18 protein-coding genes and 2 tRNA genes are annotated in these 22,582 nt (G+C 45.3%); 7 read left to right on the top strand and 13 right to left on the bottom strand.

Annotated elements, in window-relative coordinates; genetic code table 11:
• Positions 1-33 precede the first annotated feature (33 nt).
• Both panD and NJD71_RS11755 read left to right on the top strand, forming a co-directional pair.
• Positions 34-414 (top strand): aspartate 1-decarboxylase, encoded by a 381-nt coding sequence (panD, locus tag NJD71_RS11760; RefSeq protein WP_201548990.1) that lies wholly within the window; start codon positions 34-36, stop codon positions 412-414.
• 188 nt (positions 415-602) lie between these two features.
• Complete coding sequence (locus NJD71_RS11755; RefSeq protein ID WP_319052132.1) at positions 603-1,583, top strand: calcium/sodium antiporter; 981 nt, start codon at positions 603-605, stop codon at positions 1,581-1,583.
• 99 nt (positions 1,584-1,682) lie between these two features.
• Here NJD71_RS11755 and NJD71_RS11750 read toward each other — a convergent pair whose 3' ends face one another.
• The 3 genes from NJD71_RS11750 to NJD71_RS11740 form a co-directional block, all read right to left on the bottom strand.
• Complete coding sequence (locus NJD71_RS11750; protein ID WP_319052131.1) at positions 1,683-2,345, bottom strand: RDD family protein; 663 nt, start codon at positions 2,343-2,345, stop codon at positions 1,683-1,685.
• A gap of 265 nt (positions 2,346-2,610) precedes the next feature.
• Positions 2,611-2,687 (bottom strand) — tRNA-Arg (locus NJD71_RS11745).
• Between the two features lie 183 nt (positions 2,688-2,870).
• Positions 2,871-2,960: transfer RNA gene (locus NJD71_RS11740), tRNA-Ser, on the bottom strand.
• A 344-nt stretch (positions 2,961-3,304) separates the two neighbouring features.
• On the opposite strand from NJD71_RS11740, the gene NJD71_RS11735 reads away from it, so the two are divergent.
• Complete coding sequence (locus tag NJD71_RS11735) at positions 3,305-4,099, top strand: hydroxymethylpyrimidine/phosphomethylpyrimidine kinase (RefSeq protein ID WP_319052130.1); 795 nt, start codon at positions 3,305-3,307, stop codon at positions 4,097-4,099.
• A gap of 111 nt (positions 4,100-4,210) precedes the next feature.
• On the opposite strand, the gene NJD71_RS11730 is transcribed toward NJD71_RS11735, so the two are convergent.
• From NJD71_RS11730 to ppx, 5 genes are all read right to left on the bottom strand, one after another.
• Positions 4,211-4,771 carry a YggT family protein gene (locus NJD71_RS11730; protein WP_319052129.1) on the bottom strand — a complete coding sequence of 187 codons (561 nt, stop codon included), beginning with the start codon at positions 4,769-4,771 and terminating at the stop codon, positions 4,211-4,213.
• Positions 4,772-4,889: 118 nt separating this feature from the next.
• Positions 4,890-5,723, bottom strand: a complete 834-nt coding sequence (gene proC, locus NJD71_RS11725; protein ID WP_319052127.1) for a pyrroline-5-carboxylate reductase — start codon at positions 5,721-5,723, stop codon at positions 4,890-4,892.
• 167 nt (positions 5,724-5,890) lie between these two features.
• Positions 5,891-7,450, bottom strand: a complete 1,560-nt coding sequence (gene tilS, locus NJD71_RS11720; protein ID WP_319052126.1) for a tRNA lysidine(34) synthetase TilS — start codon at positions 7,448-7,450, stop codon at positions 5,891-5,893.
• Between the two features lie 219 nt (positions 7,451-7,669).
• Positions 7,670-8,473 carry an acetyl-CoA carboxylase carboxyltransferase subunit alpha gene (locus NJD71_RS11715; RefSeq protein WP_319052125.1) on the bottom strand — a complete coding sequence of 268 codons (804 nt, stop codon included), beginning with the start codon at positions 8,471-8,473 and terminating at the stop codon, positions 7,670-7,672.
• A 181-nt stretch (positions 8,474-8,654) separates the two neighbouring features.
• Positions 8,655-10,217 carry an exopolyphosphatase gene (gene ppx / locus NJD71_RS11710; RefSeq protein ID WP_319052124.1) on the bottom strand — a complete coding sequence of 521 codons (1,563 nt, stop codon included), beginning with the start codon at positions 10,215-10,217 and terminating at the stop codon, positions 8,655-8,657.
• A gap of 710 nt (positions 10,218-10,927) precedes the next feature.
• On the opposite strand from ppx, the gene NJD71_RS11705 reads away from it, so the two are divergent.
• A complete protein-coding gene (locus NJD71_RS11705; RefSeq protein ID WP_319052142.1) occupies positions 10,928-11,263 on the top strand; it encodes a DUF962 domain-containing protein in 336 nt (111 codons plus the stop codon).
• Between the two features lie 123 nt (positions 11,264-11,386).
• On the opposite strand, the gene NJD71_RS11700 is transcribed toward NJD71_RS11705, so the two are convergent.
• The 3 genes from NJD71_RS11700 to NJD71_RS11690 all read right to left on the bottom strand — a co-directional run bounded on the left by NJD71_RS11700 (position 11,387) and on the right by NJD71_RS11690 (position 15,202).
• Complete coding sequence (locus NJD71_RS11700; protein ID WP_319052123.1) at positions 11,387-13,144, bottom strand: AMP-binding protein; 1,758 nt, start codon at positions 13,142-13,144, stop codon at positions 11,387-11,389.
• 280 nt (positions 13,145-13,424) lie between these two features.
• Positions 13,425-14,726, bottom strand: coding sequence for a glutamate-1-semialdehyde 2,1-aminomutase (hemL, locus tag NJD71_RS11695; RefSeq protein WP_319052122.1), 1,302 nt, complete (start codon positions 14,724-14,726; stop codon positions 13,425-13,427).
• Positions 14,727-14,848: 122 nt separating this feature from the next.
• On the bottom strand, positions 14,849-15,202 hold the full coding sequence (locus tag NJD71_RS11690; RefSeq protein WP_319052121.1) for a zinc ribbon domain-containing protein YjdM: 354 nt from the start codon (positions 15,200-15,202) through the stop codon (positions 14,849-14,851).
• Positions 15,203-15,573: 371 nt separating this feature from the next.
• On the opposite strand from NJD71_RS11690, the gene ygfZ reads away from it, so the two are divergent.
• Both ygfZ and NJD71_RS11680 read left to right on the top strand, forming a co-directional pair.
• Positions 15,574-16,326 carry a CAF17-like 4Fe-4S cluster assembly/insertion protein YgfZ gene (ygfZ, locus tag NJD71_RS11685; RefSeq protein WP_319052120.1) on the top strand — a complete coding sequence of 251 codons (753 nt, stop codon included), beginning with the start codon at positions 15,574-15,576 and terminating at the stop codon, positions 16,324-16,326.
• Between the two features lie 88 nt (positions 16,327-16,414).
• Complete coding sequence (locus tag NJD71_RS11680; protein ID WP_319052119.1) at positions 16,415-17,740, top strand: D-amino acid dehydrogenase; 1,326 nt, start codon at positions 16,415-16,417, stop codon at positions 17,738-17,740.
• 93 nt (positions 17,741-17,833) lie between these two features.
• Here NJD71_RS11680 and NJD71_RS11675 read toward each other — a convergent pair whose 3' ends face one another.
• Positions 17,834-20,032: a molybdopterin oxidoreductase family protein gene (locus NJD71_RS11675; RefSeq protein ID WP_319052118.1), complete on the bottom strand. Its 2,199-nt coding sequence runs from the start codon at positions 20,030-20,032 to the stop codon at positions 17,834-17,836.
• 49 nt (positions 20,033-20,081) lie between these two features.
• On the bottom strand, positions 20,082-20,774 hold the full coding sequence (locus tag NJD71_RS11670) for a TetR/AcrR family transcriptional regulator (RefSeq protein ID WP_319052117.1): 693 nt from the start codon (positions 20,772-20,774) through the stop codon (positions 20,082-20,084).
• A gap of 320 nt (positions 20,775-21,094) precedes the next feature.
• Between NJD71_RS11670 and NJD71_RS11665 the strand changes: the two genes are divergently transcribed.
• Positions 21,095-22,327, top strand: coding sequence for an NADH:flavin oxidoreductase/NADH oxidase family protein (locus tag NJD71_RS11665; RefSeq protein WP_319052116.1), 1,233 nt, complete (start codon positions 21,095-21,097; stop codon positions 22,325-22,327).
• The last annotated feature ends 255 nt before the right edge of the window (positions 22,328-22,582 follow it).

The following is a 22,582-nucleotide window of genomic DNA, read 5'->3' as shown; positions in this document are numbered from 1 at the left end:
TATTTAATATCAGTTACGCTAAGGAAGCAACCTATGCTACTTAATATGCTTAAATGCAAATTACATCGTGCTCGCGTTACCCATGCTGAGCTTCATTATGAAGGCTCATGCGGTATCGATGGTGATCTACTTGACCTTGCTGGTCTACGTGAAAATGAATCTATCGATATCTATAATGTGACCAATGGCAAGCGCTTTCGCACCTATGCTATCCGTGCTGAAGCAGGCTCTGGTATTATCTCATTGAATGGTGCTGCAGCTCATATGGCAGATTTAGGTGACATCGTCATTATCTGTGCTTATGCCCAGTTTGATGAAGTTGAAGCATCTACCTACCAACCAAAACTTGTCTACTGTAATGAAGACAACACGGTTAAAGACACAGCAAATATCATCCCTGTACAAGTTGCTTAATATGACAGGATGACGAGGTTTTGGTTAGATCAAGAGAAATATCAAACTAGAGCGTTGGTTTAACTCTGGTTATTACCAAAAACCTCGATGCTAAAATAAAAGCTGAATCTTTGTGTCGATTCAGCTTTTTTTGTGCCAGTTTTATTTATCAAGTTCATCACTTTTATTACCTATAAGGAAACATACTGATGTGGTTGGCAGTGATTGCAATACTGATTGGGTTAGCAATTTTGGTTTGGAGTGCCGATGTCTTTATTGATGGGGCGACAGCACTAGCAAAGAAGTTTAGCGTGCCAAGCTTCTTGATCGGCGTATTGATATTGGGTGTCGGCACGTCAGCCCCTGAGATGGTGGTGTCTGTATTGGCGGCACTAGAAGGCAGTCCTGAGCTGGCTTTGGGTAATGCTTATGGCTCAAACATCATCAATATTGCCTTGGTACTCGGTGCAACCGTACTGATTAGCCCTATTATCATTCGTAAGGGCATCGTAAAGCGCGATCTACCTCTATTACTCCTAATCACTGCTACAGCGGCGTGGCAGCTGCGTGATGGCGTGTTGAGCCAAGCTGATGGTATTGTGCTACTGATACTCTTGGTTGTCGTCTTAGCGATACAGATCGTACTGAGTATCCGTGAAGGGTATCATGAGCATGAGGATGATGTGATTGTTGAGAGCACTGATCCAGATCACATAGAGCCAAGTATGGCGCGTGGTCTTGTCAGCTTACTTATCGGTATGCTGATGCTGGTCATCAGTTCACGTGCCATCGTCTGGGGTGCGGTCGAGCTGGCGACGCTCTGGGGACTCAGTGAGCTTATCATTGGATTGACGATTGTCGCTGTTGGCACCTCATTGCCCGAGCTGGTATCGAGCTTGTCAGCGGCGCGTAAAGGCGAGCATGATATGGCGCTAGGTAATATCATTGGCTCAAACATCTTTAACACATTAGCCGTTGTCGGTTTGGCAACCGTGATTGCCCCTATTACCGCTGATCCCATTATTTTTTCACGCGACGTGATGGCGATGGGATTACTGACCGTGTTGCTTGTTGTTCTATGCGTGTTTGCTTTTGCCACCAAGCGCCAATTTGGCCGTCTATCAGGCGCGACCTTAGTGCTTTTCTTTGTGGGTTATACCGCATGGCTGATCCAAAGCGTCAGTATGTAATCAATATTTTCGTTATACCATCCAATTTTCAATAATTTGGATGGTATCGTTTCAAACGGTTTGTTTAGGGTTTAGCAAAAAGCTATCTATTGGATGATGCTATGGTTTTTTGTTACGGTTTCTAAAGCCGCGCCATAACCCTTCGTGTGCTACTTTCGGCATTTTTAGCGTGATGGTATTCGATAGCATGTCCTGTACTGCCAGACCACGAGGGTTGAACAGACAGAATACATAGTTAAATACCAATCCAAGGAACGCGCTGGCAAGTAAGGCGGCGCGTGACCCATCGACTAAACTACCGATAATGCCAAAAAGTAATGGCATTAAACAAGCTGACAAGATACGTTTGAACGACTGCCCCCATGTTAGCCATTGACCAGCACCATTGATAGTCTTCAATCGCCATGTCTGCATTCCCAATGTCTGCCCGCCACGGCGCCAAAATATGCCATAGAATGCGACCAACGTCAGTACAAACGACGGCGTCATAATGGCGTTTTGGTACCATAGCGGTAGCGACTGGGCCTGCGATGACTCAGTCCCTGTCTCCATCGTTAGAATCGTTCCCACTACCGTCAGTATCGTTCCCACCAAAAACAACAATGCCAAAATCAGCATGCCATCATAAAGAATCGCCACAACTCGAGTCGTGGGTTTAGCGATGGTAGGCTCTTCATTGGGATTTTGCTGCACAGAAGCGCTTGGCTGAGGCTTCGCATTGCGAGTAGATTTTAATGGGCGTTTAGATGGACGTTTTGACATGGTACAAGCTCATAGCAAGCAGTGAATAATAACGCTATTGTACCGTAAATTATTGGACTGTCGTACATTATCCTAAGTGACTGTCCAATCACGCTAGCGACCGACACCATGCATCTACATTAGTCATAAGATAATGATGACAAATTATAAAGGAGTCACTGATAACTCTAGACAATGACTTAAGGTTTTAAACCACACAAAATTTGGACATAAAAAAACCGCCAATTGTCATAAGACAGGCGATTGATTTAGTTGATTATGCAAATGGTGCGCCTGGAGAGATTCGAACTCCCGACCCCTTAGTTCGTAGCCAAGTGCTCTATCCAACTGAGCTACAGGCGCGTATTTTGCAAATCATTTACTGACTTGTTAAAAACAATCTCAGTAAATTAGGTTGGCTATTATATAGATAATATCGCTTGTGTCAACATCTTTTTTAATTAAAAACAAAATACTTTTTGATTTAACGATTAAGATGTTTAACGCCAGTATACTGCGCTACTACTCTAATAACAACTGAATAAATGGCGGTGAAGGAGGGATTCGAACCCTCGATACGCTTACACGTATGGTTCCTTAGCAGGGAACTGGTTTCAGCCACTCACCCACTTCACCTAACGAATCAAGACATTTATAAAACCGCTATAAACATAGTATTGATGCTAACAATACGTCTCATGTCGTGGGCGAGTATTATAACAAAGCCAAAATGAATTGCAAGCCTTGTCTGCTAATTTAATGCAGCTTTTATCATAATTAAGGATATAAGTACTTATCTCACGTACTATTGCTAAAAATTGTGCCATCTCGTAGCGAAGCATCACTACTTACTTGGTCATCGTTGATGATGTTTTTGCTACTTGCTACTTGCTCTATAAACGCTAGACTACGATAGATTTTTTGGCAGTAGGTGGCTATAGTATTTATTACTTATTTCAAAATATCTAAAAGGAGCGGTTATGCGACCTGTCGTACTGTGTTTTTCAGGATTGGATCCCTCAGGTGGTGCTGGGTTACAAGCAGATATCGAAGCCATCGGACAGACAGGTGCCCATGCTGCCATCGCTTGCACAGCAGTCACGATTCAGAGCTCACAGCAGGTATTTGGTTTTGACGCTTGCGCCGCAGATTTGGTACAGGCTCAAGCCAATGCTGTACTCGATGATCTGCCAGTGAGCGCTATCAAATCAGGCATGCTCGGTACCACTGACAATATTGCAATGCTCACACGCTTATTTGCAGAAGAAAAGATCTCCAAAGACATACCTTTTGTGTTGGACCCTGTATTGGTTGCCAATAGCGGTGGTAGCTTGGGTGACGAAAAGACATTGGTGAGTGCCTTTAGACAGCTCCTACCCTATGCCACCTTAATCACACCAAATACGCACGAGCTTCGAGCATTAAGCGGCGAACAGGACTTACACAGTGGGGCAAAGCAGCTGTGCGCACAAGGCGTTCATGCCGTACTGGTAAAAACTTCACACGATTTTGAAGATGGTGATATCGAGCAGTACCTATACATAAAGGGCGAGATGGTACACAAAAGCACGTTGCCGCGTCTAAATGGTGAGTTCCATGGCTCAGGATGCTCTCTTGCTAGCTTTATCGCTGGACGTTTGGCGATGGGTGATAATTTGATTGATGCAATAAAAGCAGCAGACAGCTGGATTATTCAGACATTACGTGCAGCTGACGCACCGCACCCTGATGATGCTCAGGCTCAATTAATACCCAACCGCTTTGTTAGTTTTTAATACTATTATAGAAGCCTGTCTCACACATGCAGCAAATAAAAAAGCGCTCTATATGCCATAGAGCGCTTTTTTGTACTATATATTTTTGGATTGAACGATATGACGTTTACCCTACCCTAACATTGGCATCACACTGGCAGTCAATCCGCCAATAAATATCTCAAGTAGGTAAAAAGCAAAAAAAGCAACCATCGGTGACAAGTCGAGCATACCTAGATTTGGCGTAATACGACGAAACGGCGCGAGTATCGGCTCCGCTAAGTTCATAATAATACCGATGATAGGATGCTGAGACTGGGTAAACACCACGATCCAGCTAACGATGATAGAACCAATCACTAAGTAGCGACACATGCGCAAAAAATCTAATATTAAGCTGGTCGTACCCGTAAAGAATAACGGTACAGGGGCTATACCTTGATGCGTCAATGCTGCTTTTCCAGAGATATCGATCAAACGAATCAAAAACATAAGGACAATAGCAGCAATGCTGATACGACCCTGTGCTACCGTTGGAAAAATACGCCCAAATACATCGACGACATGAGTCGCTTTATAGGCAGGTGCAATCATGGGATTGCTCGCATCCATCCCTGCAAACTGTAACATAAAACGGATAAACACCAGCATCATAGCGAATGTGGTGACCAAATCAAAAATTTGAAATAACATGTTGTTCATGAAGTGCTACTCAATGGGACATTATTAACAGAGGCTAGGATGACAAATGTCATTATCAGCTGGTGGTTGCATAAGCGGTATCGCAACTTACAATACCGCGTGTCAGTAATTACTTACTCATCTCTTCACTTAACGCTTGGCTACGATCGTAGCAAGCCTGCATGGCTTCGCTGATTTGACGACCAATTTCGTTGGCTTGCATGGACTCGACCGCTGCCTGAGTCGTACCGTTCGGAGACGTCACTTTGCGGCGCAGTTCAGCTGGTGCATCATCGCTGTCCATCGCCATTTTTGCAGCGCCAAGCATGGTTTGCATTGCAAGCGCTGAGGCTTGTTCTTTGTCTAGACCTAACGCCACGGCCCCATCGACCATCGATTCGATAAAGTAAAACATATATGCTGGCGCTGAACCTGACACGGCTGTGACCGCATGCATATGCTCTTCGTCATCAACCCACATGACCAGTCCTGATGCTTCCATTACCGCAGTTGCCAGCTGTTTTTGTTCTGCTGAGATATTATCTGTACCGTAGAGACCTGTTGCACCCATCTGAATCATAGAGGGCGTGTTTGGCATGGCGCGCACGATATTGCTATAGCCGCCCAACATGCTAGACAACAGATCAGTCGATAGGCCTGCGGCTACTGAAATGACCAACTGATTATCCAATGCATCAGCAAAGCTACTAACAACCACTTTCATCATCTGTGGTTTTACAGCGAGTACTACGATATCAGCATCGACGACAGCGGCTGTTGCATCAGCCATTGGGTCAACGGTATTTAAGCCTTTAGCCGCCAGTTGCTCACGTGCATCGCTGCTAGGATCGGCGACCGTGATGAGATCAGGTTTGATGCCGCAGCCTACAAGCCCGCTAATAAGCGCTTGCGCCATGTTTCCGCCACCAATAAAACTGATTTTTTTATTATCTAATACCGACATACTTGTCTCCTAGTCACAACATTCAAAGGTATTCAACTTAACATCTTGATATATAAAACGACACTCAGTTTATCATACTGCCACTAATATCGTTTGATAAATTCAAACTGTGAGTGCCCACCTCAGGCTAATGACAACCAATGCACTGGCATAAAGCGCTTCGATCTTTAGTTTATGGTACGTAGGCTTAGGTTGCTTTTAATATATTCAGTTAACTTCTGATATGTAGTATCAGTCATTACGCTTTCAGAGCTCAAACCCCAATTCTCAAATGGTGATATGAGCAATATAGCCGCATCGTTTTCGGTACCGTCTTTATTGATAAAAGCGATACTGATTACCAGTAGGTTTTTTCGCAGCCACACTGGGATACCTAGGGTTTGATACAGTCTTTTGCCCGCTTGTGGACGCGTCGCCAGTGCAGTCTTGAGACGCTTTTTGCTATTCAATGGAGTTATTTTGAGTGTCGCTTTTGATGCTCTCTCATCTGAGTGATCGCTTAGCAGCTTTGCCAATCTATCTGGACATACTTGTAACTGCCACACATAGTCAATACTGCGGCGCAATATGATTGAACCGTTATCAGCTGAATCGCTCTCAATAGAGAGCAGACCAGATAATGGCAGCACTTGCTCTATGATTGGTATATTTAGCCAAGACAGCCATTTACTACTCAGACGATAGATCTGCTGACGATAGCGGCGAACAGTATAGGATTGCTTACGACCCTGCCAAAACAACTTTGTTTGATGATCTTGGTCATCACGTTGGCTTACATTTAGTACATCATCGACGAGCTGCTTAGCAGGTGGCAATGGCTCATCTTGACCCAGCCAATGATGCAGTAGTTGGCGCTGGCGATAGATCGGTAGTGCTCGTAGCGCATCAATATTGAGCACCTGCTGTGCAGTTGGCAGTTGTAGGCTTTCAGTGACTGTCTGCTGCATATCTTGTTCAGCTTGCGCATTGACAGTGGCTTGTGCCTCACTCAATAGCTGGGCACTACGGGCTATATTATCAATGACGTTGGGATTGTACGTGGCCAGTATTGGCATAATGTCGCGGCGTAGACCACTACGTACATTATCGCCAGTGTCGTTGGTTGGATCATCTATATAAGGCAACTCTAGACGCTTAGCATAGGTGCTGATAGCGTTACGCCTGATGGTAAGCCACGGTCGCCACAGGATATTGCACTGTACGCCCTGCATTTGCACTCGCCATGGATGCATACCTGACAGACCATTAACGCCAGCGCCTTGAATCAAGCGCATCAGTACGGTTTCAGCTTGATCATCGGCATGATGTGCCAATAGCAGTACGTCATCTTGGTTCATATGTGCGCGCATGACGTTATAACGTGCTTGGCGCGCTGCTTGCTCATCATGTCCGTTCACTTGTGCTTGTAGGATATGACAAGGTATATTTTGTGCTTGTGCCCAGCTGACAACATGCTCAGCCCAGTGCTGACTGTCCGTTTGCAGACTATGATCGACATGTAAGAGCTGCGGTAGACATGGCAGACTACCTTGCTGGTAGAGCTGCACACATAATGCTGCAAGTGCCAACGAGTCACGCCCGCCACTACATGCTAACCAAAGGCGACGACCTTGTAGCTGCTCGCTATACTCAGACATACTGCTTAACAAGGCGTCTGCCAATACGTCATCGACCGGTAAATCAACAATGGGTCTAACAGGATATGGGAGGATGGCATTGCTGGTCATAATCAGCCTTAGTCATTAGGGGGTTATATATTTATTGATGTGCCGATGAATGAGCATCTGTATTAGCTAAGACATTGCATGAAATGCTTTGTATTAAGGGCTTTGTATCGAGAGCTTCATATAACAATAGCCACAAAAAAACGCGCCATTAAATGACACGTTTTTATTTTAGCATTAAGACTCAGCCTCTAATATGAAAAGCTTAGATCATACTTTGAATTAGCACGGCAACATCACTTCTGAATTAAAAGACTTGAGCTTTTCGTAACGTAGCTCGCAACGTTCTTGAGGATCTAAATCTTTAATCTCATCAAGCTGTTCAATGATCAGGGTTTTTAATGCAGCCATTACTGGTTGCGGCTGTAGATGTGCGCCCTCGCCTTCATCAATAACAGCATCAATCAAACCCATTTGATAAAGGTTAATGGCGTTTAGCTTCAGTGCCTCACTGGCGTCTTGTGCTTTTTCAGCGGTTTTCCATAGGATAGAGGCACAGCCCTCAGGAGAGATAACTGAGTAAATGCTGTTCTGTAGCATGTTTACTTTGTCACCAACGCCAATAGCAAGCGCGCCGCCTGAACCACCTTCACCGATAATGGTCACGATTACAGGTACCTGAAGACTAGAAAATACAGCAATACTCTCTGCAATCGCTTGCGCTTGTCCGCGTTCTTCTGCACCAATACCAGGATAAGCCCCTTGAGTATCGACAAAGGTCATCACAGGAATATTAAAGCGCTCAGCCATTTTGACCAAACGTATCACCTTGCGGTAGCCTTCAGGATTGGCCATACCAAAGTTATGGGCGATACGCTCACGAGTACTGCGGCCACGGTGTTGACCGATCACCATCACAGGCTGACCATCAAAACGCGCCAGACCACCCAAGATGGCTTTGTCATCGGCATAAGCACGGTCACCGTGCAACTCATCAAACTCGGTAAAAAGCTGATTAACATAGTCCATAAACAATGGACGCTTGGCATGTCGTGCAAGCTGCACACTATCCCAGACAGTGCTCATAAACGCTTCCCTTTACTCATTATACTTAGTATGTATATGTTTAAAATAAGTATGTTTAAAAAATAATATCGTTATCGATCTTTTGATAATGAAAGTACAGTTGTAAACTCAATAGAAGCTATAGTAGCACATCTTATATAGCATGACATTATCGGCGACACCGCTTTTGTTACGTTACTCTTTAACTCGATACTGACAATGGTAACGGCTCGGACTCCTCGGCCTCAATCACGCTCAGCTGGATGCCCCATTTGGCAAACTGGTCAATCTCCGTACGCAAATCAGCGAGCAAAAACGCATAATGTTCACTGCTATCAGCAACCGTAATCTGCCACTCACTATCGCTTGTGACCTTGAGTGCTAGATCTGGTAGCTTATGATCGCTACGGCTATGGTGTGCCAAGACAGCAAGACGTAACAGCAAGCATAGATAGACCAGCTGATCGCCGCCAACTTGACAGGTCTGATCTAACATATCGCTTTTGAGCTTGCGGCGATGATTGAGCATCAGCTGCGCCATGCGCTTTTGATCCACTTGCGAAAACCCTGGAATATCAGAATGCTCAAGCAAATAGGCACTGTGCTTATGATAGCTGCTATGACTGATCGCAAGACCTATCTCATGCAAGAACGCGGCGCGTCTGAGTAAGTCACAATCGTCATTCGTAAGATCAAGCGACTCTTTTACTTGTTCAAACAGATTGCGGCTGGTTTTTACCACTTGCTTGGCTTGCTTTTTGTCGCCTGAATAACGCTTTATCAATGCAAGCACACTACGGTCACGCACGTCTTCGCTTGCAAAACGTCCCAGCATGTCATACATCACCCCTTCACGTAATGCACCATCTGAGTAGGTAATAGTCTCAACACCCAATACTTTCATAACGGCACGCAGCACTGCTACGCCCGCAGGGAACACGGCTTTACGGTGATCTTTGACGCCTTCTAGTTCGATATCGTCAATATTGCCAATCTTAACCAGCAGTCTCTCTAACTTTTTGACCCCTTTATAGGTGATGCGTTCTTGCTCATCAGCCCATCCCTTAGATACCAGAACGTTGCGCACGGCTTTTATCGTACCACTTGAGCCAACCACACTGCTCCAGCCTGTCTTTTGGTAACGTCCATTTATTGCCAAGACTTCTTTGCGCGCGCCTGAAATCGCGTCATTGAACGCTTCTTTGGTAACAAGACCATCAGCGAAGAATTTTTGTGTAAAGGCAACGCAGCCCATTTGCAAGCTTTCAGTCAGTAGCGGATCGAACTCTTGACCGATAATAAACTCTGTTGAGCCACCACCGATATCAATAACCAAGCGTTTATCACTACTCTCATTGGTATGCGAGACACCCAAATAGATCAGTCTCGCCTCTTCACGTCCAGCGATAGTCTCGATGGGCTTTGGCAAGATTTTGTTGGCACGGGAAATAAAGTCATTAGCGTTTTTGGCTTGGCGCAAGGCATTGGTAGCAACCACACGAATACGCTCTGGCGGTACAGAGTCCAAACGCGCGACAAATCGGCTCAAGCAGTCCAGACCGCGTTGCTCAGCGGCATCGCTCAATATATTGTTCTCATCCAAACCTGCGGCGAGCTGCACTTTTTCAGACATGGAGACTACTTTACGCACTTCCCCATGATCCAGACGAGCGATGGCTAAGTGAAAACTATTGGAACCAATATCAATAGCGGCCATCATTTGATCATCGCTGAGAGGCGGATTTGCAAGATAGTCAATAGGCATAAGACAAGTCGTCACCGTGTTAGAGAGAATGTGTAGTTTATCAAAATCATGTGCTACATAGATATAGAAACCACATGTGTAGAAAAGAGCAGCATCTACAAAAATCAGGGCAATTTTGTCATTAAAGCATTTATCTCAAACACTCGCAAGCAACGTCAAATCATGGCGAGCATACAACCAACCATTCTATAAAGCAGCAGCGTTGTCATTGGTGTGTCTACTGATGGTATAAATGACGATAATCATAAGATAAATGGCAGCCAAATAAGCAATAACATCAAAAATCCAGTACAGATAATATTGGGACATGAACAACATTTGGCACAGTTTGCTACAGGCTTACTCCCTCTACAGCCTACTCTTTAGACTAAGGGGACATATTGGCATTTATCGTCTAGGCACTTATTAGTTAGGCACTTATTATCTTGACACTTATCCTCTAAGTACTGGACATCTAGTGCTTGTGTTAGTGTTAGCGGTTTGCTACATTGAAAGTTATCAATAACATGATAGAAAACCGTTATTTAGTGGTTATATGCCCCTATAACTGACATCAAAATTATGAGTTATTTGCTCAAAATTTTCCTGAAAATTATCTTTAATTGACCACCGATAAACCCGCCAGCAAGGAAGCTAGTCGCATGAATCAAACCACCACCACAAATACTACCAAAATCACAAGCCCTCAGGCCAATAACACCAAGACAGATATGGTAAAAACTGAGACGCCATCTGAACAAGCATTCTATGATTTTTATTTGGACGAGCATCAAAACATGGCTTGTCGCCGTCTGCATTTTGCAGGCAGTAGTTTTGGCTTGTTGGGACTGGCAAAGTCTGTCAAAACCAGATCAGCAAAACCTTTGGTAAAAGGTATCGCTGCTGGGTATGCTTGTGCTTGGGTTGGGCACTTTTTCTTTGAAAAAAACAAGCCAGCTTCCTTTAAATTTCCACTAAAAAGCTTTGCTAGCGACTTCCGTATGTATAGCGATGTCCTACGAGGCAATCTGAGCCTAAGAAATCGTAAGTACGATAAAGCACGATAAAAACCAGCTATCGCACGAAATAGGTGACAAAAAAACTGGGCTACTATTTTTAGTAGCCCAGTTTTTTATTATTGATCGCTTTATTGCTGTCAGCTCATTTTTACAAACGACACGACACATTTTTTATCTTAAGGATTTACGTAATATCTTGCCAACAGCAGTCTTAGGTAGCTCATCGATAAACTCATAGGATTGCGGACGCTTATAGCCAGTGAGGCGTTTGCTTGCAAAATCCTGTAGCTCCTCTACTGTGAGGTCTGGGTCTTTTTTAACCACAAATGCTTTTGGCACTTCACCGCTATGATCATCTGCAACGCCTACCACCGCCACCTCCAATACTTTAGTGTGCTCGGTCAGGGCAGCCTCTACTTCATTGGGATACACATTAAATCCTGAGACCAATATCATGTCTTTTTTGCGGTCTACGAGCGTCAAAAAACCCTCGTCATTCATGACACCAATATCACCTGATCTAAAGTAGCCATTGTCGGTAAAGGTATCTACATTGTCTCGTTGCCAGTAGCCGCGCATGACTTGTGGTCCTTTGATACAAACCTCTCCACGCGTACCTAGCGGACATGTTTTGCCATTCTCATCTATGATATTAATATCCGTCAAAGCCAGCGGCAGTCCAACGCTACCATTGAACGCGGTAACACCAGAGGGATTGAAAGAAATAACCGGCGCGGTCTCAGACATACCATAGCCTTCGCTAATAATCATGCCCGTGACTTGCTGCCACTGATCTGAGACGGCTTTGATAATTGCTGTACCGCCACCGATAGATAGTGCCAAGCGGCTAAAATCAAGGCTGGCAAATTTCGGATGGTGCAACATACCAATGAATAAAGTATTTACCGAAGGAATGACATGAGGTCGATGCTGTTCAATCGTTTTGACCAAACCATCGATATCACGAGGATTGGTGACTAAGACATCCTCCCAGCCACCATAAAGACCCAGTAATCCGCAAACTGTAAATGAAAAAATATGATAGAGCGGTAAAGGGTTGAGGATTTTGATTTGCTCACTACGATTGGCTTCGATTGTCTTGCCAAACATCGCGTAGCACTGACAGACATTGGCCATGACATTGTAATGGGTCAGCATAGCACCTTTTGGCTTGCCAGTCGTACCGCCTGTATACTGCAACAATGCCAAATCTTCGCGCTCTATCGTAACGTCTTTGAACGCTGCGGCATTATACGCTTGCATAATATGGGCAAACGTTATGTTGTGCTTTGATGAATCAGTTGATGACTTGGTTACTGACTCAGCTGTTGACTCGGTTGTTGACTGGGTCGAGGTATGTGCTGGCTCATGTGTGCTTGCAGATTGTGCTGAGTCAATTTGACTGAGCAAGGCAATATCGTTATCAGAAATACTAGGATCTATAGAGCACCTGACTACCCATTTTAGTTGTGCTTTCACCGTTTCATCTAGTTGCTCATAAGCCGTGCTCATACCATCTAGCACAATGAGACCGCAAGCTTGGGCATCCGTCAACTGATGTGCCAACTCATACTGCGTATACATGGGGTTGACGTTAACCAGTACCATACCCGCTCGTAGGCAACCCAGCAGCACTACGGCATATTGCAGTATGTTTGGTAGCTGTACGGCAACACGGTCGCCTTTTTTTGTACCTTGTGCCTGTAAGAACGCCGCAAAACGGCGGCTGGCACTGTCTAACTGACCAAAAGTAAGGGTCGCAGCGCCCATACTAAAAGCGGGACGATTACTGTGCTGATCTATCTTTGGTTGCAATAAGTCAATCAGGTTTTGCTTACCTGCCAATACGTCCAAGTTGTTGTCCAAACCATACTGCTCATACGTGGTCTGCCATAGAGGCGCTACGCTACTAGAAGTACTATTGCTCATTCTTTTGCATCCTTGCGTTATTGTCCGAATTTATCTCAGAGTATCATAGTTTATTGTCTATTTTTTAGACACACAGGGATTGAATGTATAAGCATCAGTCACGCTATTATCGATATAAACGAACCTTAGAAATACACCTTTACTTCTGTAATGGTTATAAGACAAATGCCACTAAACGAAAAAAACCAGCAAAAATCAACGTTTGATTTTGCTGGTTTCTCGAACTTTTGAATGTTTATGAAGCTTAATAACTCTATGGCTGAACCAAGCTAAAGCTAGACTAAGCTCTTGCCATCTCTGCAAATATCTCATCAGCAGCGGCTATAGATGCATCGATATCTTCATTACTGTGTTTAATTGACATAAAACCCGCTTCATAGGCAGACGGCGCTAGGTAGATACCGCGATCTAACATGCCATGAAAGAACGTATTAAATACCGTCATGTCACACTCTGTCACATCATCAAAATTACTTGGTGTTTCAGTATCAGCATCTTTGACAAAGAACATACCAAACATACCGCCCAATTTGTTGGTGCGCAGATTGATGCCATGCTTATCAGCCGCCGCTTGAAAACCATCGACTAAATGATCGACTTTGGCAGATAAGTCATCGTAGAAACCTGCTTCCGTTAAATCTTCAAACATCGCGATACCAGCGCGCATGGCCAGTGGGTTGCCTGATAATGTACCAGCTTGATAGACACCACCCAGTGGCGCGATGCAAGACATGATGTCTTCTTTACCACCGAACGCGCCAACAGGTAGACCGGCACCGATGATTTTGCCAAAACAAGTCAAATCAGGCGTGATACCAAAATGTGCCTGCGCGCCGCCAAGACCCACACGAAACCCTGTCATCACTTCATCAAAAATCAATACTGCACCATGCTCAGTACACTGTGCACGCAACGTATCGTGGAACTCTTGCGCTGGAATGATCATGTTCATGTTGCCAGCGATCGGCTCTAAGATCACGCAAGCAATCTCTTCACCCCATTTCTCAAAGCAGTCTTTGATCGCTTGTGGGTCATTATAAGGGATCGTAATCGTATGCTTGGCAAAATCCGCTGGCACGCCTTTAGACGTTGGCTCACCGATGTCAAGCATACCTGAGCCTGCTTTAACCAATAGGCTATCTGAATGACCGTGATAGCAGCCTTCAAACTTGACGATTTTGTCACGCTGGGTATAGCCACGTGCCAGACGGATCGCGCTCATGGTCGCTTCGGTACCTGAGCTGGTCATACGAACCATCTCAACGCTTGGTACGATGTCACAAATCTTATCAGCAACGGTGGTTTCAAACGGCGTTGGCGTACCAAAGCTCAAGCCATCATCAGCCGCTTTTTTTACCGCATCGATAACTTTCGGATGCGCGTGACCCAAAATCATCGGACCCCAAGAGCCGACATAATCGATGTAGGCGTTGTCTTCGGTGTCATAAATCTTGCTACCATTGGCGCGGTGCATAAAAATTGGCGTACCGCCGACCCCTGAAAAGGCGCGGACGGGTGAATTAACGCCGCCTGGAATATGTTTGCGGGCTTGCGCAAAAAGCTGTTCGTTTTTAGTACTCATAGCTATTCTCTATTTGTAGATGTTGTATTTTATAGGGTTTATATTTTATAGGGTCTATGTTTTTTGATTAACGTCAGCTTTATATTTGTTTATTATCCAATCTTTCAAGACGTTTTTACAATTTACGCTTTTTTGACGACAGAAGATTTTAGCTTCATTGGACCATAGCCGTCGAGCTTGCAATCGATATCATGACCATCGGTTGCGTCTGGCAACAAGCGAATACTTTTTGCTTTTGTCCCGACTTTGATGACCAGTGACGAGCCTTTAACCTTGAGGTCTTTAATGACCGTGACCGCATCACCATCCTGCAACTCGTTGCCGACCGCATCACGAATCAATGCATCTTGTTCTTCTGCTTGTGCCTCATCAGTCTCAGCCGCCGTCCATTCATGAGCACACATAGGACATACCAGCAACGCACCATCTTCGTACGTATATTCAGCATCACATTTCGGGCAATTTGGTAAGCTCATTATATCCTCGGTAGTCATCAAATATTGGGTTCAATATAGAGTCAACATTGTACCGTAACTCACCCTCTTTAACCAATTTGTACGGTTGAAAATTGGACACTGTGCCCAATTTAACACTTAACCCCTCACTTTAATGTACCCCTTAGCGATGACGTTTTTGTGACTGTGTTTTTGTGGTACTCTTCTTAACCTTATAACGATTTATACGCGCACTTTTAGTTAGTAACATGGTCAGTAACAACGGCATCTATATAAAAAGTGCGCGTATAATTTCTTATCACTTCGATGTTGTCTTTTAGCCCATTTATTTATAAACATTTGAATTAGGGATATGCCCTAATAAATAAGCACTCAGCAGAAGGATAATAACAATGACTCAGTCTTCAGATACCTCAGTATTACCGCAGTTTTCGCAGCTGACCATTCAAGGTGAGGACGCCGAAAAATTCTTGCAAGGTCAATTGACTTGTGATGTGACCAAACTTGGGCTCAGCTATCAAGCAGCCGCCATCGGTAACCTAAAAGGTCGTATCGAATTTGGCATTTGGATTAAGAAACAAGCAGAAAAGCATTATGATGTGGTCATAAGCAGCGATTGTGCGGCATCTTTGCAAGCGCATTTGAACAAGTACGGCGCGTTTTCAAAGTTTGAGACCAGTGTGCCGACTGCCATCTATCCTTGCGTGCTGGCAGATGCGCCTACCTTTAGTCACAAAGACGACCATAATACAGCCGCTGATACTGAAGCTTGGATGACTTGCAGTATAGCCACAGGCAACTATTGGATCGTGGCAGCGACTCAAGCTGAGTTTCAGCCGCAGGAGCTGCGTCTACATCAGCGCGGCGGTATGGACTATGATAAAGGCTGCTATTTAGGTCAAGAAGTTATCGCTCGTATTTATTTCAAATCTGCGCCCAAAGCATTTTTGCATTATGTGCAAGGCACTGGCGCAGCACCAGTAGCAGGCGACAAACTGGACAAAATCCAAGTGGTCAACACCATGAAGACCGACGATGGCTTTATCGCTCTTGTCGTGGCGCGTCCTGAACAATTGGCAGAAAGCACGCTTAGCATACTGGACTTGCCAGCAGCATTACAGGTAGATGTTGCGCGTCCGAAGTAACGCAAGCAAGCAATACAGCGACTTGGCAAAGGTGATAGTGGTTTAGTACAGAACTGCCATCATGATTAACATGAGCATAGAGAATCCCATGACACATATTGCGGTACTCGGAGCAGGCGTGGTGGGCGTGACCACTGCATGGTATCTACGTCAGGCAGGCTATGATGTGACCGTGATCGAGCGTGAGCCCGCAGCAGGGATGCAGACCTCCTTTGCCAATGGTGGTCAAATATCGGTCTCACATGCCACGCCGTGGGCCAATCCTGCGACGCCAATGAAAGCGCTCAAATGGCTGTTTAAAGAAGACGCGCCGCTGCTGTTTCGCCTACGTGCAGATAAGAATCAGCTCAAATGGGCCATGCAGTTTTTGCAAGAGTGCCGCGCTGATCGTGCCGATGCCAATCTGGTACAGATGGTGCGCTTGGGTCTGTATTCTCGTGATACCTTACAACAGCTACGTGCAGACATCGGTATTAACTATGAGCAGCAAACACGCGGTATCATGCATTTTTATACCAGCCAAGCGGAGTTTGATGCCGCTATCGAACCTACAGAGCGCATGCAAGCGCTAGGCTGTGAGCGTCATGTGATTGATATCAATAACGCCGTCAGCTTAGAGCCAGCACTCTACCCTATTGCACACAATCTCACAGGGGCTACCTATACCAGCCGCGACGAGTCTGGCAATGCGCATCTGTTTACGCAGCGCTTAGCACAGCGCTGTATCGAGGCGGGCGTACAGTTCTTATATGATACTGAGATATTAGCCCTCAATACTGACGCTCACTCTGCGCGTCCGCATGTGCACAGTATTACTATTCGCCCAAAAGGCGAGAATGCACAGACTTTCACAGCGGATAGTCATGTGGTTGCGCTTGGCAGTTATAGCGTCCCTCTCTTAAAACCACTGGGTATTCATGTGCCCATCTTTCCTGCAAAGGGCTATTCAGCCACGTATACCGTCAACCCGCGAGCACCGCATTTAGCGCCTTTTGTTAGCCTAATAGATGATGAGTTTAAGCTGGTCACCTCACGGCTGGGCGATAAATTGCGAGTGGCGGGTACAGCAGAATTTAACGGCTATAATCTCGACTTAAATATCACGCGCTGTGAGGCTATTACTCGCCGTGTGCAGCAATTGTTCCCAAAAGGCATCATCGCAAATTCTGTTCAGTATTGGACAGGGCTGCGACCGATGACCCCATCGAACGTGCCATTGATTGGTCGTGCGCACTGTGGTCAAGTCAAACATGGCAGTCACAATACGTCAGCGACTTTTGATAATTTATGGCTCAACACAGGGCATGGCACACTAGGGTGGACGCATGCTTGCGGTTCTGCAAAAGCGATTAGCTTATTAATCCAAGGCGAGACACCTAAAGTCGATTTTGATTTTGTAGGTGCAAGTAATTAACCCGATATTGAAATAATATATTAGCGTTATACCTATAAAAAAACAGGCGCTTACATCATGTAAGCGCCTGCTTTTTGCTTTAAAAAATTGAGTTTACGCGATTGCACTGCCTACTAACGTCTCTGATGCCTCAGTAGATATCTGGTCTGTGTTAGTACCCAACGCTTCCAACTGTACTGGCACACCATTAACAGCGGCATTACCACTCAATTGATCGATTAGGGTATCGTCTGTTAAGTCATTGACACTGACGCCAGCATGCTCTTGTGCAATCTTCTGCTTGACGCCTTTACGTCCATGACCAAAGCCATGTGGAATACTCACCACGCCTGGCATCAGCTCATCGGTTACTTCTGCTGCGATGACTACGCTACCGACTCGAGACGTTACTTTTACGTCTTGACCATCTTCAATACCATACTGCTCTGCAGTCTGTGGATGCAGCATTAGCGTGCAACGAGATTTGCCTTTGACCAATCGATAACTGTTATGCAGCCATGAGTTGTTGCTACGTACATGGCGACGACCAATAAGTAAAATCTCTTGATTGTCATACTGCTGCATCATCTCTTTGACCCGTGCCAAATCTGCTTGATAAAAATCAACATTGAGATTGATTTGTTTATCCGCATGCTTGATAGCCTCTGGCAACATACGATGCAATGGTCCCAAATCGATGCCATGTGGGTTATCTATCAGCGCATCCAATGTCACGTCTTTATAAGGTCCATATTTAAGACCTTGCTCAAGTAAGAACTTTGGTCCAAACGCTTTTGTCGCCGCGCGCTCTTTTTGTACCGCTTCAGGGGCATCTTTATCCAAACGATCAGCAAGCCCCAAATAAATCTCCCAGTCATGCTTTTCGTTATCTGTTTTGCTAAACAAGGCAGGCGAGTATTTGGCAACGTTATGTACCGCAAAACCATTAAACGTGATGTCATAATGATCACGCTCTAATGGCGATACAGGCGGCAGGATAATATTGGCATGGCGACTGGTCTCAGTCACAAAATAATCAAGCGACACCATAAACTCCAGCCCTGATAGCGCCTCGTCTAGTTTTTCGCCGTTTGGTGTCGTGAGGACGGGGTTACCCGCAACAGTCATAAAACCTTTTAACTGCCCTTCTCCTTCTACTAGCATCTCATCGGCCATCGCAACGACGGGATACTCACCATTAAAATCAGGTAGGTTACTCACGCGACTGTGGCGTTTGCCCAAATAGCCAGGACCCGAGCTATTGACCACATCGACAGCTGGGTTCGGGAACATGAGTCCGCCCACTTCATCCAAGCGTCCTGTCACGATATTGATGACCATAGAGAGATACTGGCTCAGCAGCCCAAACTCTTGCACTGAGATACCCATACGGCCATAGCAGACTGAGCTTTCGGCCTCACAGAACTCTTTGACGATACGTTTGATTTCATCAGCTGTGATACCCGTGATGCCTGCTACCGACTCAGGTGTGAACCCTTCTGCAAATGATTCAATACGATCAATTTCTGGTGCCAAGCCTGCCACTCGACTGTCTACTTTGGCATAGCCTTGTGCATAGATTTCATTGAGCATGGCAAGTAACAGCAGTACGTCTGTCGCTGGGCGAATAAAGTGATGCTCGCTGGCGATATCTGCGGTTTCGGTACGCCTTGGATCGATCACCACCACTTTGCCGTCACGGGCTTTGATGTCTTTTAGCTTTTGGCGCATATTGGGCGCAGTCATGATACTGCCATTAGACGCCAGCGGGTTACCGCCGATGATGAGCATATACTGGGTATGGTTCACATCCGGGACTGGTATACGCAGCATATGACCGAACAGGTGCATACTAACAATATGGTGTGGCAGCTGGTCAATTGAGGTCGCAGAAAAACGACTGCGTGTCTTTAGGCTGGTCAATAGCTGTTTGATGGTCAACATTCCGCCCATATTATGGACATTCGGGTTACCTAAATAGACCCCAAACGCATTTTGGCCGTATTTTTGCTGAACGGACTGAATACCTTCAGCGACTTTGTCTAACGCCTCTGGCCAACTGATCGATTTCCAGCCATCCGCCGTTCTCTCAACAGGCCCTCTCAAACGATCAGGGTCTTCGTACAAGTCCTGCAAAGCAGTGGCTTTTGGGCAAATGTAGCCTTGCGAAAAAGGATCGTTTTTGTCCCCTTTAATCGATAAGACTTTTTCGCCGTCGTGTTTTATTTCGACGCCGCACATGGCCTCGCATAAGGTACAAGTTCTAAAGTGTATTTGTTCATTGTCCGTTGGTGTAGCCGCTGTTGTGGCCATAGTCATGCTCCCTTTTATGTGTTGTAAATCCTAGCTGTCAAGACATACATCATGACTTGCTATGGTTGCTTCCGTGCAAAAAATTAGCGAACAGCGCATCAAAGCTAATGCTCAATGTGTTAATCGCCTGCGCCCTTGAATAGCGCTGCTGATGACAGCCTAATATCAACTCGTGTACTTGTGCAGCAGCCATATCGACACAAAGATTGACAGCACTCCTTTCAACAGAACGATTGGATAGCTGTAACCCCTGAATAAATATCTCTGTCCACTCTTCTTGTATTTCGCTGACTAGATTTCCTAGACCATTACTTAGTGAAGACTGGTTTTCTATAGTGGCACTAAATCGTGGACGATCTTCGAGCAGGTGTTGAAACAGCTCTATATTCTGAAACGCTGAATCAAAAATCATGGTCAGACATTGCTGACACTGCTCATTAAACTGATCCTCACTCAATACGTCGTAGTCTTTGAGCATATTGACCCACGCCAGTCGCATAGGAGATAGGTAGTTGTCTTTTAACTGAGCACTTAGCTCGTTTTGCAGCGCATCTAAGCTCTCAAAATGATTATAAAAACTGGGCTGTGCTATACCAGCACCCTTAGCAATTTTATTCATGCTCATACCTTGAGCACCTTGCAAACTGTATAACCGCAAAGCACTCTTGAGCAATGCACATCGCGTTTTGGCTTTTGCTTGCTCGCGTTTTGATTCTAGTTTTGAATCTATAGGTACTGTCATATCTTGTGCTAATACATTCAATACAGGGGTATCCTGATTTGGTTGATAACTTGATTAAGAATTCGATCAACAACTCAGTCAATAGTGTGGTCAACAGGTCAGTAATTTACCTGAAGTGCTATTGTGCTAAAAAAATGTGATGATAGATAGAGATAACAGTTTTTTGCGTGAGCTGCCTTGCGATCAGCCATTTTTAAACTCACCACAATTACTACCAATCATGTTTCGACTATAAGGTTATAGTCATTTAAACTATAAGTCTATAGCCAAACGCATAGTAGAACTCGTGCTTCACAAAAACATAATCTTAGGCCACTATCATGACATCACCTGTTTTTTCATCGTTCGTATTGCCTTGTGGCATCACCTTACCCAATCGCTTAGCAAAAGCTGCCATGGAAGAAAACATGGCTGATGCAGGTCAGATTCCAGGCGCTGTCCTCCTTCGTCTGTATAAGCGCTGGGCAGAAGGCAGTACAGGCTTACTCATCACAGGGAATGTCATGATCGATGGTCGTGCCATGACTGGTCCTGGCGGTGTCGTACTAGACAAGCATAGTGACATCGCGCCTTTTGAGGCGTGGGCACGTGCCGCCAAACAAAACAACACCCGCGTTGTGATGCAGCTCAACCACCCTGGTCGTCAGGTATACGCTGCGATGGGCGGTGATGTCCTATCCCCTTCTGATGTGGCGCTTGATTTGGGCAAGCACTCTCATTTATTTAGTAAACCTCGCGCCATGACGCTACAGGATATAGAGCAGCTGATACAGCGGTTCGCTGATAGCGCTGTCAAAGCAGAGCAGGCAGGCTTTGATGGGGTACAAATTCATGCCGCTCACGGCTATCTTATCTCTCAGTTTTTATCACCGCTCACCAATCAGCGAAAAGATGAGTACGGTGGTTCTATTGAAAACCGTATGCGACTGTTGATTGAAGTGATCAAAGCCATTCGTGAGCAGGTTTCTGCCACTTTTATAGTGGCTGTAAAAATAAATTCAGCTGATTTTCAGCGAGGTGGTTTTGATGCTGATGATGCTAAAGTGGTGGTGTTAGCCATGAACGAGCTGGCAGTAGATTTGGTCGAGCTCTCTGGTGGTAGTTACGAAAGCCCAGCCATGCAAGGCAATACAGCAGATGGACGCACTCTACAAAGAGAGGCTTACTTTTTGGATTTTGCAAAAGAGATTGCTCAAGCCGCTACCATGCCTATCATGACGACAGGTGGCGTCAGACGGTTGGCTGTTGCAGAAGAGGTACTGGCTCAGGGCATCGATATTGTTGGCATGGGCACAGCGTTGGCGCTGAATCCAGCCCTTCCCAATGATTGGAAAAAAGATGCCACACTGAGTGCTCACGATCCTATGGTACGCTGGAAAGACAAAACCTTGAGTGCGCTTGCGACCATGGCAGTAGTCAAACGTCAGCTACAGCGCATGGGCAATGGCAAGCCGCCTAAGTCTAATGTATCGCCATTATTTTCACTGGTTAGTGACCGTATTCGTATAAAGAAACTGACCACACGTTATAAGCGTTACCTGGCTAACCGCTAATAACCTAGCGCTCTTCACTGACCTCTATTGAGTATGAAGAAGTAAAAAGCAGAGACTCTAAATTTAGAGCTCTGCTTTTTTTTCGCTATTTACTTTACCTACACGTTCCCTCTACCTTGCAAACACACTATAGTCAGTTCACTATAAAAGAAATACAGCCCATATCATGAAACAGTTTAGGCAGATTATTCTCCATCCAGCCTTGGCGTAGAAACTTTGCTTGTGCCCATTTTTTCTCAATGGGGTTAAGATCAG

Origin of the sequence: Psychrobacter sp. PP-21 (assembly GCF_033790785.1) — a bacterium.
In the GTDB taxonomy this organism is placed as follows: domain Bacteria; phylum Pseudomonadota; class Gammaproteobacteria; order Pseudomonadales; family Moraxellaceae; genus Psychrobacter.
This window is presented reverse-complemented; position numbering and strand designations above follow the sequence as displayed.